The 15,513-nt window shown below is 38.9% G+C and carries 15 protein-coding genes; 5 read left to right on the top strand and 10 right to left on the bottom strand.

Annotation, left to right across the window (positions count from 1 at the left end; translation table 11 throughout):
• Positions 1-140: 140 nt before the first annotated feature.
• From B4N43_RS15100 to B4N43_RS15090, 3 genes are all read right to left on the bottom strand, one after another.
• Positions 141-737, bottom strand: coding sequence for an RNA polymerase sigma factor (locus B4N43_RS15100; protein WP_286735488.1), 597 nt, complete (start codon positions 735-737; stop codon positions 141-143).
• Between the two features lie 353 nt (positions 738-1,090).
• Complete coding sequence (locus B4N43_RS15095) at positions 1,091-3,991, bottom strand: hypothetical protein (RefSeq protein ID WP_286735487.1); 2,901 nt, start codon at positions 3,989-3,991, stop codon at positions 1,091-1,093.
• Positions 3,992-4,529: 538 nt separating this feature from the next.
• Positions 4,530-4,940, bottom strand: coding sequence for a DinB family protein (locus B4N43_RS15090; RefSeq protein WP_172840722.1), 411 nt, complete (start codon positions 4,938-4,940; stop codon positions 4,530-4,532).
• Between the two features lie 304 nt (positions 4,941-5,244).
• Here B4N43_RS15090 and B4N43_RS15085 point away from each other — a divergent pair, with 304 nt between their 5' ends.
• Positions 5,245-5,706 carry a VOC family protein gene (locus tag B4N43_RS15085; protein WP_075993690.1) on the top strand — a complete coding sequence of 154 codons (462 nt, stop codon included), beginning with the start codon at positions 5,245-5,247 and terminating at the stop codon, positions 5,704-5,706.
• A gap of 151 nt (positions 5,707-5,857) precedes the next feature.
• Here B4N43_RS15085 and B4N43_RS15080 read toward each other — a convergent pair whose 3' ends face one another.
• A complete protein-coding gene (locus B4N43_RS15080; protein WP_286735486.1) occupies positions 5,858-7,300 on the bottom strand; it encodes a serine hydrolase in 1,443 nt (480 codons plus the stop codon).
• Between the two features lie 131 nt (positions 7,301-7,431).
• On the opposite strand from B4N43_RS15080, the gene B4N43_RS15075 reads away from it, so the two are divergent.
• From B4N43_RS15075 to B4N43_RS15065, 3 genes are read left to right on the top strand one after another with little or no spacing between them, the layout of a single operon-like run.
• On the top strand, positions 7,432-8,046 hold the full coding sequence (locus B4N43_RS15075; protein ID WP_075993692.1) for a Crp/Fnr family transcriptional regulator: 615 nt from the start codon (positions 7,432-7,434) through the stop codon (positions 8,044-8,046).
• Between the two features lie 38 nt (positions 8,047-8,084).
• Positions 8,085-8,978 carry a cyclase family protein gene (locus B4N43_RS15070; RefSeq protein WP_075993693.1) on the top strand — a complete coding sequence of 298 codons (894 nt, stop codon included), beginning with the start codon at positions 8,085-8,087 and terminating at the stop codon, positions 8,976-8,978.
• 44 nt (positions 8,979-9,022) lie between these two features.
• Positions 9,023-9,388 (top strand): SRPBCC domain-containing protein, encoded by a 366-nt coding sequence (locus tag B4N43_RS15065; protein ID WP_075993694.1) that lies wholly within the window; start codon positions 9,023-9,025, stop codon positions 9,386-9,388.
• Between the two features lie 32 nt (positions 9,389-9,420).
• Here B4N43_RS15065 and B4N43_RS15060 read toward each other — a convergent pair whose 3' ends face one another.
• From B4N43_RS15060 to B4N43_RS15050, 3 genes are all read right to left on the bottom strand, one after another.
• A complete protein-coding gene (locus B4N43_RS15060; RefSeq protein WP_075993695.1) occupies positions 9,421-9,972 on the bottom strand; it encodes a putative glycolipid-binding domain-containing protein in 552 nt (183 codons plus the stop codon).
• 320 nt (positions 9,973-10,292) lie between these two features.
• Positions 10,293-10,694, bottom strand: coding sequence for a hypothetical protein (locus tag B4N43_RS15055; RefSeq protein ID WP_075993696.1), 402 nt, complete (start codon positions 10,692-10,694; stop codon positions 10,293-10,295).
• Positions 10,695-10,856: 162 nt separating this feature from the next.
• Positions 10,857-11,117, bottom strand: coding sequence for a DUF2314 domain-containing protein (locus B4N43_RS15050; protein WP_075993697.1), 261 nt, complete (start codon positions 11,115-11,117; stop codon positions 10,857-10,859).
• A gap of 24 nt (positions 11,118-11,141) precedes the next feature.
• Here B4N43_RS15050 and B4N43_RS15045 point away from each other — a divergent pair, with 24 nt between their 5' ends.
• Positions 11,142-11,771 (top strand): NTP transferase domain-containing protein, encoded by a 630-nt coding sequence (locus tag B4N43_RS15045; protein ID WP_286735485.1) that lies wholly within the window; start codon positions 11,142-11,144, stop codon positions 11,769-11,771.
• On the opposite strand, the gene B4N43_RS15040 is transcribed toward B4N43_RS15045, so the two are convergent.
• From B4N43_RS15040 to fdhD, 3 genes are read right to left on the bottom strand one after another with little or no spacing between them, the layout of a single operon-like run.
• Positions 11,768-14,167, bottom strand: a complete 2,400-nt coding sequence (locus tag B4N43_RS15040; RefSeq protein WP_075993699.1) for an FdhF/YdeP family oxidoreductase — start codon at positions 14,165-14,167, stop codon at positions 11,768-11,770. The genes B4N43_RS15045 and B4N43_RS15040 overlap by 4 nt on opposite strands.
• 42 nt (positions 14,168-14,209) lie before the next feature.
• Positions 14,210-14,560, bottom strand: a complete 351-nt coding sequence (locus tag B4N43_RS15035) for a DUF7009 family protein (protein ID WP_075993700.1) — start codon at positions 14,558-14,560, stop codon at positions 14,210-14,212.
• Positions 14,557-15,477, bottom strand: a complete 921-nt coding sequence (gene fdhD, locus B4N43_RS15030) for a formate dehydrogenase accessory sulfurtransferase FdhD (protein WP_075993701.1) — start codon at positions 15,475-15,477, stop codon at positions 14,557-14,559. The genes B4N43_RS15035 and fdhD overlap by 4 nt, the downstream gene beginning before the upstream one ends.
• Positions 15,478-15,513: the final 36 nt, after the last annotated feature.

Below are 15,513 nucleotides of genomic sequence, written 5' to 3'. Positions count from 1 at the left end.
AATTTTACCCCAATAAATTTTATTTTTTTTAAAAATAGCAATGCCAGTCAAATCAACCCAAAAGGCACAAACGCCATTCAGGATAATTTAATACTGGTTATTTTATATATTGTGGAAAAACTTACAGTTAGATGTAAGATTTATTGATATCGTAGCTGGTTGAGCAAATAGAGCAGTACCAAAAGACCAAACCTGCCAAAGTGTTTTTTCAAACTGTCTAGCGCACGGTAATACAGTTTATAGGTATCTTTGGTCGAAAGCCCCATTATTTCGGCTATGTCTGTATAGGGCAATTCTTCAAAAAAGCGGAGATGAATAATTTCGCGCTGACGAGCGGTCATCTTTTGCAGTGCTTGATCGAGTCTATCCCGGACCTCAGTAGCACGTTCCTGACGGATTATAGTAAGATCATGTGGAAGCTCAATGGTAAATGGCAAATAATCAACGGAAGAATTCGTCACTTCTGTCCGCCGAAGTGATTGCTCAATTTTCTTCACCAACGTACGACGGAAAGCCTTATATAGGTAGTTTTTGACCGCAACATCTGTACTTAAGTTCTCCCTGTTACACCATAACTTAACAAATAGCTCTTGAATACTGTCCTCGATAATCGCCTCATCTTGTGTGAACTTGAACCCATAATTGAACAACAGTTGGTTGTATCGTTCAAAAAGTATTTTGAACGATGGTTCATGTCCAACTTGAAACATTTGCCAAATCTGTTGATCGGAGTTCATTAACTAATGCGCGACTTCTTGCTTTTCAGTTTAAGTAGATAAAATTTACATTCAAATCTAGCAATTTTTTTCAATCAACATAAGATTCAATATTTCTAGTTCTGAAAAGCGAGTATTCGCCTTCCTCTAGCCAAGCTGGAGATTTCAGGGCAGTTGACTATCCAGATTCGAAAACCGATGACTAGTTAATCCGGGCAATTTTGAACATTTGAATGTTACGCTGAAAAGTCTCAAAACCATTTTCACTTACTTTTATGGTTTATTTAAAGTGGTCAATTCGCCTCGGAATCTCATGGTCTCAATGCCCGAAATCGCCACTAAGGTCCATATTACACGTTTTAATTCGAAATGATTCACCGCAGCTTTTCCATAGCAAAGGTTAAATCACGTATCTGTATTTTTTGCTCATTATTAATAATAGCACCATCAGTCCATTCCAGTAACAAATCGTAACCCCAGCTTCTACTTACCTTATCTTTAAATAATGATGGATCGAAACGAGGTTTTTTCTTTTCAGCTATGTCTATCACTGAATTTAAATAAAGATAAACAGGTGTTAGATCTTTTTCTTTTATGTCGTAACCTATCTCTGCAGCATATTCTTTAGCTTTTTGTTGTTGATTGGATACGATATAGATTTCCAGAATACATAGCCGATACAATTCTTTATTCGCTTGAATTTCCATTTCATTTGCAATCCGCTTGCAGTAATAATCTATTGTTTTCTGAAATGCCTCGCGAGACTTTTCTTTCTGGTTAGTCTTCTGATACAAGAGACCCACGTCGACCCAGCTTTCAATTCTAAACTGCTTCGACAAGGTGAGATAGTCTTGAATTGCCGCTAGGGTATCCTTGACGGCGAGATAACTTTTGGCTCTATTTTCAAATTCGGGGACAACAAAATTCATTATGCGAATCGGCCCTATAGTGTCGCGCTGAATAGCTCTCGTCAGATCGGATATTGCACCATTATAATCACCACGTCTGAATCGTGCCTCACCAATATTTCTAAAATTGAGCGTTTTTTTGGTTAGATCTGGATTAAGTTCAATGGCCTTATCTGCCAACTCAACAGCTGTCTTATAATCCTTGTCGAAAATAAAGGATTGGCTACTCCGCTCCACAAGCGCATTGACCATATTATTATCATTGGGCAGATCATCCATGTCCATCAGACCAATCTGTTGGAAGTACAACATTACACCGCTACGCTTTTCTGCATAGGAGTTTTGATTTTTGGGCGATTCTGGTAGTTTATTTCGTCGGAAACTCAAGCTCTCCAATAGTGGTGCTACGACCATTTCTTTTGGAACCTCTTTTATATTATTGTCCATCAAAAGTAGCTCCTTACCAAGAAATTTTTCCCATCCTGCTAAAGGTAAAGTGGAAATTTTACAATGAGAGAGATCTACAGCATATGAAGTCGATGGAATAGTGAATAATGACTTTACTATTTCAAAAGACGAGAAATCATTATTGGATATTAGAATAGTGTTAATACTCTTCCAGTTTTTCAGATCATTTGGAAAACTACGAAGAGCTGTACTGGCAAGCTGACGGTTGGTTTTGGGGTCGTCTTTGCGATAAATTTCTCTCGATGAATCATATACATTATAATGTGAAGGTCGGCTATTGATCGCATAAAACGCATGTAAATTAACAAGTTGACCTAGCGATTCAGGGAGCACAGTTATATCATTGTGACTTATATTTAAAATCCTCAACTGTTTCATATCACCGATAGAAACGGGTAATTCACTCAGGTGATTGATATCGGCATATAGCTCCCGGAGATTGGCCAGCCTCGCCATATGAAAGGGTAGTTTTTCCAGTAAGTTCGTAGAGACTCTTAATTTTTCGAGCTTCGCTAGCTTTGCAATACTTTCTGGTAATGCTTTTAGAAAATTATCGCTTACATCAAAATTCTTTAAACTCAACAATGTACCGATGTCTTCGGGCAACCGACTTAAATTGCAATACGATAAATTTAATATTTCGAGGTTTTTCAATCCAGCAAATGACGGTAGTGTAGCTATCGGATTAGCTTGCACATTTAACTCGTGTAATCTATGAAGACCATTGATCGTAACCGGAATATACTGTAACTTATTTCCTTGAAGCTGTAAGGTATTTATACTTGTCAATTTCCCCACATCATTTGAAAGAAACCCAAGCTTATTATAGGATAGGTTTAGATTTTTTAATGCAGTTAACTGAAACAAGACATCCGGCAGGCTATCAATTGCATTGTCAGATAGGTCGAGTAGACGAAGTTTTTTTAACTGGGCTAACTCTTTGGGAAGATAAAATGCAGACTTTGTATTTTTAATCTGCAATTCCCGCAATTCTTTGAATTGAAATAAAGAGGAAGAAATCTGTTTTAGAGGTCCGTTTGAATAGTTCAGATATTTCAATTGAGTGCTGCTGCTGAAATTATTCGTAAATCGTCCTAGGTCATCGATATCGTTAAAATTTAATACTAACGTTTTGAGGGACCTGAATCCTCGGTCTGAATATATTGCTGTGTCTTTAACCGTAAAGTAGCTTAAACTAAGTGTTTCAATTCGCTCTTTATTGGGAAGTATATCCAATACATGATCAACGCGGTCACTTGGCGAAGTAGCGCTAATAGCTATTTCGATTAATTGGGACGGAAATTCAAATTGATCCAATAAAGGTTTATAATTAAGCGAAATGCCTTTCAATTGATAATTTTCTTTTAAACCTTTCGGGATATACTGCACCGGAAAAGCTTTGAAAATTAAATAGTGTAGCATGGGCAACTTATTCAGGTTTGAAATTTCGCCAGCCAAGTTTATTTTAGAGTTGCCCTCAAATGCTATTGCCCTCAACTGATTTTGTTTATAAAAAGTATCGTCAAGATGTAATATACCTACAGGCTGCAAAGTATCATTTCTAATTCTAAATTCCTTAAAGACAAGAGCCTCCACATGGGGGAATAAATATAATGATTGACAAAGACTATCTAATTGGGACTGATTTTCAAATTTTAGCCCTAAATAGCGAACCTTATATAGGCTATCAGAACAATCTTTTAAAAGAGGAATATCTTTGGTACTCAGCTCAACAAAAGAGATTCGATCGTTAGGATGATGATGGTTTATAGAACTTACACTGTTTGAAGAGCCACTCAGAATCGCTTCATACCCCAAAAGATCCTGAGCAGTTAACTGCAGACTAAAAAGACAAAAAGCTAAAAATAAAAATCGCTTCAAATATAAGATGTTAATCATATTCTTTCGTTTATCCATTGGCCAACTAATCAACAATAAATTTATATACTATCGGATTCGAGATTTGGTTATGTTTGACAAGAAAACTATTCCCAACCATATTGACCAAATCGATAGTATTGTCATGACGGAGATCTTAACTATATGCCCAGGGATAATTAATGTATTCCAGCGTGGAACGACTACATTGGAAAAAGTGAGGTAAAACGCCACTACTATTAAGATTAGAGTTAATAAAAATAAAACAAAAAATATCAATTTTGATTTAGAATTCATATTATAGCTGGTATTTCTTAAATATATACAAATGTTAGGAAAATTTTGGAAGAATCGGAATCTACTTACATTTATTTCCACTTAAGTAGTCAGTATTCCCGAAGGTTATTAATGGAACAATCAAATCTGAAGAACCTAATACGTATATCGAATCCATGTTTATCAAAGATTCCATATACACGGCTTAAAAGGGGTATAGCGCTGCGACCTTTGGAGATACAGGAGTTAAAAAAAAGCGTCTCGGCTCGGCCTTAGCACTAGTTTATTCTTTCACCTGAGATACCCATTTGGGAGCACGATCAATAGTCTGTCTAAGGTATAAATTCAATTGTGCAACATGATGCTGAATATGCCGCATATTATACAAGAGAATCTCAAGGAAAGAAAAGTTTTTAGATTCGTTGTTCCAACGGGCATTCATTCTGCTCGGTGTGAACTCTTCTATATGCTTTCTAGCTTTCTGTCTACAGTGCTCTAAACACGTAAGAATTTCCGACCTGGTATATGTCCTGTCCGGCTTTTTGCCTGTCCGATCAAATTCTGAAAATGTAAACGGTTTTGGTGGTTCAAATTTTCTGGGTTCTACAGATAAATAATAATCTGGCCAAAAGAGACAGCGGAAAGACAGATACCAAAAATCTAATGCGGTGTCCCAATGTTCATCGGAAAACATATAAATCGCGTTTTCGAGCATGTCTTAACTAGCTCCAAACTGGCTCTACAGTACATCGTTTATCATAATCGAATCTTGCATCATTCTTATAATTGCATATCTATAATTAATAATTCCTTCATCCTAAACTCGCTTAACGATAATTTGATGAATAAATATAATTAATGTTCTTCAGCAAACTGTATATCGACAGTTCTATTTCTTACCCTATGCCAAGTCGATCGAAGAACAAATCTTTTAAATTTATAAGACTGTAAATAATCAAAATTCAAATAGGGTAACAATAACCAAAAAATATAAAGCTATGCAAAAGATAATTCCAAACCTTTGGTTTGACAGCAACGCACAGGAAGCCGCGGCATATTACCTATCGGTTTTCAAAGATGGAAAAATAATCAATACTACCTATTACCCGAATTCAGAAGCCGAAGGACTGGCTGATTTCCAAAAGGATTTCGCCGGAAAGGTACTAACCGTGGAATTTGAGATTCTGGGAATGCGTATTATCGGGATCAATGCCGGACCGATATTCAAATTTAACGAGGCTATCTCGCTGATGATCCCCTGCAAAGACCAAACTGAAATAGACTACTATTGGGAAGCACTTACATCGGATGGAGGACAGGAGAGCGTTTGCGGGTGGCTCAAAGACAAATACGGATTAAGCTGGCAGGTTTGTCCTGGAAATTGGGAGGAACTCAACAAAAGACCAGGCGCGTTCAAAAAAATGATGGGAATGAAAAAGATTATTATTGCGGATTTCTAAAACTAGGTAACGACAAAGTCCATATTCAAACACTGGTGTAAACTCGAAAAAATAAACGTACCGGCAACGCAGCAATGGCCGCTAGGTTTCAATCATAGACCGAGGCCTTCTTAAAAATTTGAAAATGCGTCTCTGATTATTGCGCAAGCCATTATCTTTCAATAGGAGATTGGTCTAGGTAATTTTCAAATATCGAAAATCCGACAGCAGTAACATCCAAGGCAACATTGGACAGAATAATAATTGCTTTTTGAGATTTATCATCAAATGCCACAAAAGACCTAAATCCACCTGTACCTCCAGAATGATGAAATATCGCCTTACTTCCAGCTTTTTTAACACGCCAACCCAATGCCATAGTTTGATCCTTATCTGCAAAAGTCAGCTGATGTGTCAAATGAATGGCCTTTGTCAGTTTATTTTTGAAGCCTAACTGTGCCTTCATAAAAATAATCATATCGTCCAATGTAGATCTTATGGCACCAGACCCCGCCAAAGATTCCAAGTGCCAATACGACGTTGGCCTACCTTTTTCATCGTATCCTTGTACCACGTCGGTATCCCCTAGCGATGTATTTTTCATTCCCAAGGGCAAACAAATATTATCAATGACCAATTGTCCAAAACTTTTGTTACTATGACGTTCTAATGCTACACCTAAAACCCCAGCGCCTAAATTTGAATAAGAAAATCTGACTCCGGTCTGAGACGAAACATGATAATTTTTAAGGAAATGGAAGAGTGAATCAACCTTATAATGACTATAAGGATCTGCCGGAACGGCATTAGTCGTAAAAATATTATCCGGGAGCCGAGGAAATCCAGCGGTATGATTTGATAATTGAACAAGTGTGATCGGATGACAATGCCATGCTAAACGAGGAATGGAATCGGGCAGGTATTTACTGATCGGATCCTCTAATCGCATATTGCCATCAACGACTTCTTTTGCCAATAAAAGTGAGGTGAAAATTTTTGTAACTGAACCAATCTCAAAAATACTTTTGGAAGCATCTGGAAGTTGTTTACTTGTCTTAGCAATAGCTCCATAACTATATTTTCTTTGTCGCTTTCCATCAATTACCGCTAACATAATACCTGTGGCAGCACCCTTTTGAATATAAGGCCTGACGATTTTTTCCACCAGCAAATCTATGGAGTCTTTTAACGGATTATTACTTTCTGCTTTGAAATTCTTATCTTCTATGAAAAATGGCAGTTCCTTAAAATTCATCCTTAGAACCTGTTTCTCATTGTCAAGCAGAACAGAAAATAATTGTTCGGAGTTTTCAAATTGAATGGTATAATTATACCCGTTTTTAGTAGAATCAACAAAAGAAAAATATTGCATCAGGCCCACATTTGCCACAAACTTCCGCATTCCCAACGAAAACTTTTCTTTTGAAATTTTAGATTGATAAGTGGCGGACGATTGCCCGTAAATCACGTCTGATTTTTTTTCATTAAAAAGTCTTTGAAACTCCTCCATAAAATAATTGTAATCGGCACGAGTAGTCTGGGCAGGTAAGTACCGTACCGAGAACAGCAATAAAACCAGGAGACTGTAAAATCTATAATTTGGTTTAATTTTCATTTTTGTGTATTTCGGGTATGTTTAACAAATTTAATATATCCAATTGAAGAATCTTTACTATTTTCATTAATAAGATTTTATCTACATTGTCAAGAATATGCATCAATTATTGAATTTTTAAAATATAAAATTTGGAAGATAATCGATTACATCATTTAATTAAAATTATTAGGCAGTTGTTCCCTTTGAATGATAAGGAGGTTCTACTCTTGACGGATAGTATCAGTATTTTTTCCGCAGAAAAGGAAAATAACCTGATCAGACCGCTGCATGTTGCCGATCGGCTTTTTTTCCTAGAAAAGGGAACTGTTAGAAGTTTTTATCAGAAAGATTATAAAGAAATCAATACCGAATTCTTTTTTGAAAATGATTTTTTTACTGCGTTTACAAGTTTTCTTACCCAGGAAAAAACGAACTTGCATTTTCAATGCATTGAACATTGTGATTTAATAAGCATACCAAAGGATCTCATAGATAAATTGCTCCGGAAGGATACCAAATGGAATATTTTATTGAATAATATTTTAGCCAATGAATATATCAAAAAATGCCGCAGGGAAAGTTCCTTTCTGCTTTTGGATGCCAATGAACGATATCACTATTTTCTAAAACAATTCCCGGATGCAGATAATCGGATACCGCTTTTCCATATTGCTTCATACCTTGGGATGAGTCCTGAAACACTCAGTAGGATCAGGAGTAAAAAAATCAACCAAATTGATCTAAGTCAAGTAAACAATATTTAGATTTCCACACTTTTGTCATAGTAAAATTGAAATCATTTATGGAAAAAAGAGTAAAATTTGACTTCGAGATATTCTTTACGAACGGCGGTAGTATCAAAGGGGAAGATTTCAGATTAGATATATCTGGAGACGATATCATTGACAGTGCCCTGGCGGACTACATCGTTGAAGATATGCAGTTGCTCATGGTAGGAAAAGTTAATATCCTTAACAAAGAAATCCTCATTGAGCCCCATAAACGTAAACCAATTGATGAAAGTGTGGCGGAAGATTTCTTAATAGATTTAAGTCATACAATAGAGGATGGCCTGATCACTTACAAGGGGCTACCCGCACCGATTATTTGCGACTATCTCTCCAGGGAACAATCAAAACAGAACTATGATAGCGATACATCTTTTCAGATTGGAAAAATAGAGATGGTCACTAACACCGGAACTTATATCGATTGTCCATTTCATAGATTTGCGGATGGCAAAGACACAGCTCAAACAGTATTGAAAGATTTTGCACAGCTGGATGCTGTGATGATCCATATACCATTTACAGAAACCCTGAAAATTACAGAAGATCATCTTAAAAATAGAGAAATCAGGAATAAGGCTGTATTAATACAGACCGGCTGGGATAAACATTGGAATACGGAGCTATATTATCAGAACCATCCGTTTCTTACCGAACAGGCGGCAATATATCTTCGGGACTGTAAAGTTAAACTTGTAGGTATTGATTCCCATAATATAGATGACACGGATGGCAGAACAAGACCTGTTCATACGGTGCTATTGGGTGCCGGGATTTTAATCGTTGAACATCTCTGCAATTTGAATAAATTACCTGCTGAGAATTTTACGTTTACAGCCGCTCCACCAAAATTTAAAGGTGTGGGGACTTTTCCGGTCAGGGCATTTGCTTCTGTTGAAAAGAAATAATTATATTCAAATACGAAATCACCTTTAACAAGAAACACAATTACATGAAAAATAACGTAGGATTAACAAAAGATGCAGGCTGGCAGTTCGGAATCAGAAAAACTATGCCAGCAAACCTGGAAACATTGTGGAATGTCTTTTTTTCAGACAGGGGATTAAGTTATTGGTCTGAAGGTGTAGACCAGGGTTTTTCAACTTTTAATAAATATTCCCATATCCGAACAAAGTGGAGGCACAAAGATTTCACAGAAGACGCCAATTTACAGATCAGATTTATTCCTTCGAAAAATCAAGATAAAACAACAATTTCATTTCATGTTGATAAATTAAAAAATGAAAGCCAGCGTGAAGTGACGAGAGCATATTGGTCAAAAGTGATTGAAGATCTGAAGCTATTGCTTGATTCTTAAATCCCATATGAATAGGGGTTGTTTTATCTTCCCTAATCTTCCAAAACTAACTCAAATAGACCTGGATAGCTCTTTACAATGCCTTTCTGATCGACTTTGATCGACGAGGAAAATACGGTATCAAGATTGTCATACAGATATTCATCCTTCTTCTTTCTGCTATAAAGCTGTTTGACTGGCTTTATTTCATTTTCAAGAATGTTGATGTATATGACATCAATAGACTTTGATTGCCCTATATCCAGTGACAGATTATTGATTGGCAATGTATTTGTAAAAGGTGTAACCGAAATATCGATAAAGAGAAATTCATTGAACTCCGGTCTAGGAATTCCATTAATCGACCATAAACCTGCAGCGTTTGTACCGGTAATTAAATTTTTGTGCCCTTCAATTTCTGTTTTTATTTCAAATTCCTGTATGCACCAATTTCTGTCTATTTTTAAAACATAATCTACATTATAAATACGGTTTAAATAGTTGCCAATGATAGACGATTTTACATAATAGGCATCATTTTTCAGTTCTATCGTGCAATCTTCCCAGGATTTATAAACCAAGCCTCTCCAGATAATCTTTCTCATTTCGATCTATGAATTACAGTTTGCGGTCTTATTTCTGAACATTTCTTTGAATGATTTTTTGAGATGGATTCCCTTTCCCAATACCATTCCGAAACGGTTCTAAAAGTCATTTATGTAATTAAGCAGTTATTGTACCAGTTATTTCTCAAATCTAAATAAAAGGTGAATGTTATATAAATACCGGCCTTTAAGGTAAAATTTACTTTTATTTAATTGTATATCCGTTCGTATTGTCATGATTGCGACTGAAGATCCGATGCCAATATTTGCCATTATCTTCTTGACTCCTGCCCCGCATTCATCTGAAAAGTTAATGAAATCTATTGATCGTTAGATCGAACTAACCTCTTATTCTCGTTACCGTCATTTGGGGAAGCGTTCTCCCATTTCATTTCCTTCGTATTCAATTTTTTTATCAGATACTGTTCTGTATATACCTTGCGTTCATCGAAGAGCGTAACCAAAGTCTTATCATTACTTAATACATAGGTTCTGTAAATTGTAGTATCTCGATTTGAAAGCGCATCGTAGATATTCTTAATACAGGTCATATCTGAGTTGAATTTGTATGTAACGGAACCATCTACGGCCATTTTAGGATCATCATTTGCCACGGTCCATTTACCGATAAGGTTATCAATGGCTATCTTTTCATCTTTTTTGCAAGAGCTAAGAAAGACAATAATGATGGCTGGAAGTAGGATTCTGTAATTTCTTTTCATAACTTCTTGGTTATTTATTATTGATATATCAACAATACGAGTGAGTTTGATAATCTGCTACAGTAGTACTTAAAATCTTGATCCCGTCCATGTCAATACATTTTACAAGAAAACTTGATCCTAATCATTACATATCCCATCATCAAAAACAGGTCTATAATTTCAATTGGTCATTGTTTTTAGTGATAAAGAATAGTAGATGGCACGGATCGTATAACCTCCTCGTAATACTCCCTTCTCTAAGTACATCCAATCTGATATTTTTTGGTTATCAATCACTACGGTATCGCCAAGGGCGACCTCTTTCGTAGACACCGGACTGTTAGAGACAACGCCGGTAAAGTCGGGATTGACTAGCGTTGAAAACAGCCTGAGATAGTTGATGGGAATGTTTCCAATTTGCGTTGAAATACGTAACTTCAATACAACTGATCCATTGAATACAACATGATAGTTCCGAATAATAATCGCTTACCTCCATTAAACGGCCTGGTACTTATCGGCGGCAAAAGCCAACGCATGGGAAGAGCGAAAGAAAAGATGCGTTGGCATGGTAAAGAACAGGTCTATTATTTGGCCGATATGTTAGGGAATTATTGCGTTGAGGTATACATTTCCTGTCGTGTAGAACAGTTTGATGAAATAGCGGACGGCAAGGAGATGACTTCAACCTACGCATGGCTTTCCGATCGTTATACAGACATTGGTCCTATGGGTGGAATGCTGACTGCTTTTGAATTTCGGCCCGATCGAGCCTGGTTGGTTGTGGCCTGTGATTTACCTCTGGTCGACCCCGAGGCGATCGCCTATTTAATACAACATCGCGACCCTCGAAGGATCGCCACCGCATTTAAAAGCCAACGGGACAGCTTGCCCGAGCCATTGTTGGCGATCTGGGAACCCAGTAGTTTGCCCATATTCCAGCAGATGCAGACTCAACATAAACTTTCACCACGCCGGGCATTGATACAACATCGGGCCCTATGTATTGAAGCCCCGGATGTCAATACCCTTGTCAATGTCAATACCCCTGCCGAGGCCGACAGTGTAAAAGCCATGATCAACAATAAAGATTAAGGTCGTTGAAGTGCGCCACGGTAGAGCATTTCATCCACTTTCTTGTATACCTCAGGGTCATGTCGTTTTATTTTAATCTTCACATATTTGGAAGCTGGCATATTACTTTCTTTTACGACATTGTTGACCGAAACCAAAACATTCGTCTCGGGGAAATAGGTTACCGTATTTTTTTCAGGAATAGCGTAGGAAACGATCAAAAATAAGGGAGCTACGCGTTCTATACCATCATCGTAATTATACAGATCAACTTTTTCTCCAGCCTTAAAACCAGCTTTATCAATATCTTTCTGATTCATAAATACCACACGTCGCTCATTTTTTATACCCCGATAGCGGTCGTCCAGCCCATAGATTGTGGTATTGAACTGATCATGGGTTCGCGTTGTTGCCATCATATACTCATCGTCATCCAGATGGTTTTCGGGGATATCCGTTAATGTGAATGGTGCTCGCCCTCCGAGTTCATGCGAAAAAGATTGTGCATCACGGGCGCCATTCGGCAGATAGAATCCATCGCGCTGACGTACCCTCACATTGTAATTCTCAAAACCGGGAATACATTGCTCAATTGCATCACGTACCGCGTCGTAGCTGTCATGGTAACGTTTCCAGTCGACTACCGACCGATCTCCTAAAGTTGCCATTGCCATCCGGCAAACGATCTGTGTTTCGTTGACCAGATTTTTGGAAACAGCATCCAATACCCCTTTCGAAGATTGAACCACACCCATGGAGTTTTCCGTGCTGATGATCTGAACTTCACCGTTCACAATATCCTTGTCGCTGCGTCCATAAGTCGGTAGGATAAGCGCCTCCTTGCCATGGATCAGATGGCCACGGTTTAATTTGGTGGAAACAGCGACCAATAAATTCAGCTTCCGCAGTGCATTTGCCGTAAATGTTGTGTCGGGTGTGGCGGACAAAAAATTCCCGCCCATGCAAAACAGGAATTTGATTTTTTCGGCGTGCATCGCTTTAATTGCACGCACCACATCATAACCATGTTCACGGGGTGGATTAAAGCCAAAATACTGCTGCAGCCTATCTAACTGCTCGTCGGTAGGTTTTTCATCGATAAGCATAGTACGGTTTCCTTGTACATTACTGTGCCCCCGAACGGGACAGACACCGCCCCCTTTAATACCGATACTTCCTTTCATCAACAAGATATTGAGGATCTCGCGAATCATATCAACACCGTTGGGCTGCTGGGTGAGGCCCATGCCCCAGCAAAAGATAATTTTATTTCTGTAAGCGAGCAGTTCAGCCGCTTTTTGCATATCGGGAATTGCAATGCCACTTAGCTGGCTCAGATGCTCCAGATTATAGTCCGCTTTACTGAATTGCGCCAAAAAGTCCGAGTAGCCCGTTGTCTTGCTGTTAATAAAATCGGAATGAATAACCAGGCCCGGATTTTTAGCTTCGAGGTCCAGTAAAATAAGTTCCAGTGCTTTTAAGAGTGCCATATCGCCATTGATCTTCACGGGAAGATAAAGGTCGGCCAAACTCACCCCTTTGCCGATGATCCCATTGACCTGCTGCGGATTATGAAACCCCATTAATCCAGCTTCGGGCAGCGGGTTGATAGCAATGATTTTGGCTCCATTCTTTTTTGCCTTTTCCAGCGCACTCATCATACGAGGTGCATTTGTCCCTGGATTGTGACCGATGATAACGATAAGCTCGCTTTCATAAAAATCGTCCAGTTTGACTGTGCCTTTACCGATTCCAATGGTGGGGCGAAGTGCCGAACCGGAGGTTTCGTGGCACATGTTAGAGCAATCCGGCATATTGTTGGTACCAAATTCTTTGGCAAATAATTGGTAGACAAATGAAGCCTCATTAGACGTACGGCCTGAAGTATAAAAGGCGGCCTGATGCGGCGATTCCAAGGCATTGAGCTGTTCGGCGATTTTTTGAAAAGCACCTTCCCAGCTGATCGGTTCATAATGTGTTCCTCCCGGGCGCAGATACATCGGATCTGTCAGCCGCCCCATCTTACCGATCTCATAGTCGCTGAGCTGTGAGAGATCGTACACTGAATTGTTCTTAAAAAACTCTGGGGTGACTCTTTTTGTTGTAGCTTCTTCTGCCAGTGCTTTTGCGCCATTTTCACAGTACTCACCGACTGGCGAACGCTCATCGTCTGGATCAGGCCAAGCGCAACTCGGGCAGTCGAAGCCGCCTACCTGATTCATTTTGAACAGCGCCTTGGTACCCCGGATAAGCGTTTTCTCTTCTATAAGATCGGCAAATGCCGCCAATACAGCCGGAATTCCAGCCGCTGATTTTTCTACGGGTGTCAATTTCAGATCCAAGAGCTTATAAGGATTTTCTGCCTGTGGCTCCTTCTTGATTGATTGCTCCAATTTTTGCTTATTGTTCTCTTCCATAACATAAGATTTTGGGACAGTTCACACTATTTTTCTATGTGCTTAGCATTTAAGATTGGGATTCGGAAAGTTGTCGCTCTGATCCTCCAGGGTATTGTCGATGCAGGCAAAATCCTTTTCCACGAGAATTTTAACTGGTCCCGACTGCCCGTCGAAACCTATCCGCTCTGTCGCCACCAATTCCTTTACCATATTGGCAGATAGTCCAATCACAATTTCATTTTCAACAAAAGAAGCAATGAGTTCTTCAGTATCCGTTTGCAGGATGCGGTATACAAAGGGCTGGTTGATAAATTCGGTTCGGGAGGCTACTTCGCCTGTATTGCCCAATTTATCAATTTCGGACATCGTCAATCGCAGTCTAACGGAATTATCTTTAATCCTTATTTTCATCTTTCTATTTTTTGATCTAATGCTGTCGGGTAGTCGAGCATCCCCGCTAATCCGTCTATTTTAACATGGTCTGCCAGGTTATAGATATTACATCTATGTTCGCGTAAAAAACCAAATAAAGTGATACCGAATTCCTTGGCCAATTCAACCGCTAGACTTGATGGCGCACCTATTGCTGCAATAATCTGTATCCCGGCCATGGCTGCCTTTTGTACCAATTCAAAACTCGCCCGGCCACTCAAAACCAGGATATGTTTTTGCAACGGCAACAAATTGGCGGACAATGCGTGCCCCACAAGTTTATCAAGTGCATTATGCCGTCCTACATCTTCCCGTAAAGCGATGAGCTGCCCCTGTAAATTGAACAGACCAGCAGCATGTATACCGCCGGTGGCTGAGAAATTCCCCTGTGCGACACGGAGGAGATCCGGCAAGCGATAGAGTATATCTAATGCAATTGCACAGGATATAGGCGCCAGATCCTTGAAAATACTAACCGTTTTGATTGCTGCGATGGAGCCTTTTCCACAAACACCGCAACTTGACGTGGTGTAAAAATTTCGATCTAAGGCGCTTGTTGTGGGGGCAAATCCGTCGTTCAGTCTCACAATAACAATATTGTCGTTATTTCTTGTGCAGGGTGCTTCCGAACGATCCACAGCTGCTACCTGGCTGATCGCAGAAATAAGGCCTTCGGTAAATAAAAATCCTGTAGCAAGTTCGGCATCATGGCCGGGTGTCCGCATCGTGACTGAAATATTTTTATAGTCGGCCTTTCCGTCAACTGACGTACATATTCTGATTTCCAGCGGTTCTTCGATCGATATGCTATCCACGACATGCGCTGGGATACGACCCGTCACTTTGACAAGGTCAATCTGTTTTAAAGTCGTATTGAGCAGTGCGTTGGATTCCATGGTTGCCAGTTCACATAGATTAAATATACTAAATTT

The sequence above is a fragment of the Sphingobacterium sp. UBA1897 genome, assembly GCF_002337775.1.
Classification (GTDB): domain Bacteria; phylum Bacteroidota; class Bacteroidia; order Sphingobacteriales; family Sphingobacteriaceae; genus Sphingobacterium; species Sphingobacterium siyangense.
The sequence above is the reverse complement of the archived record's forward strand: the minus strand, read 5'-3'. Positions and strand labels throughout refer to the sequence as shown.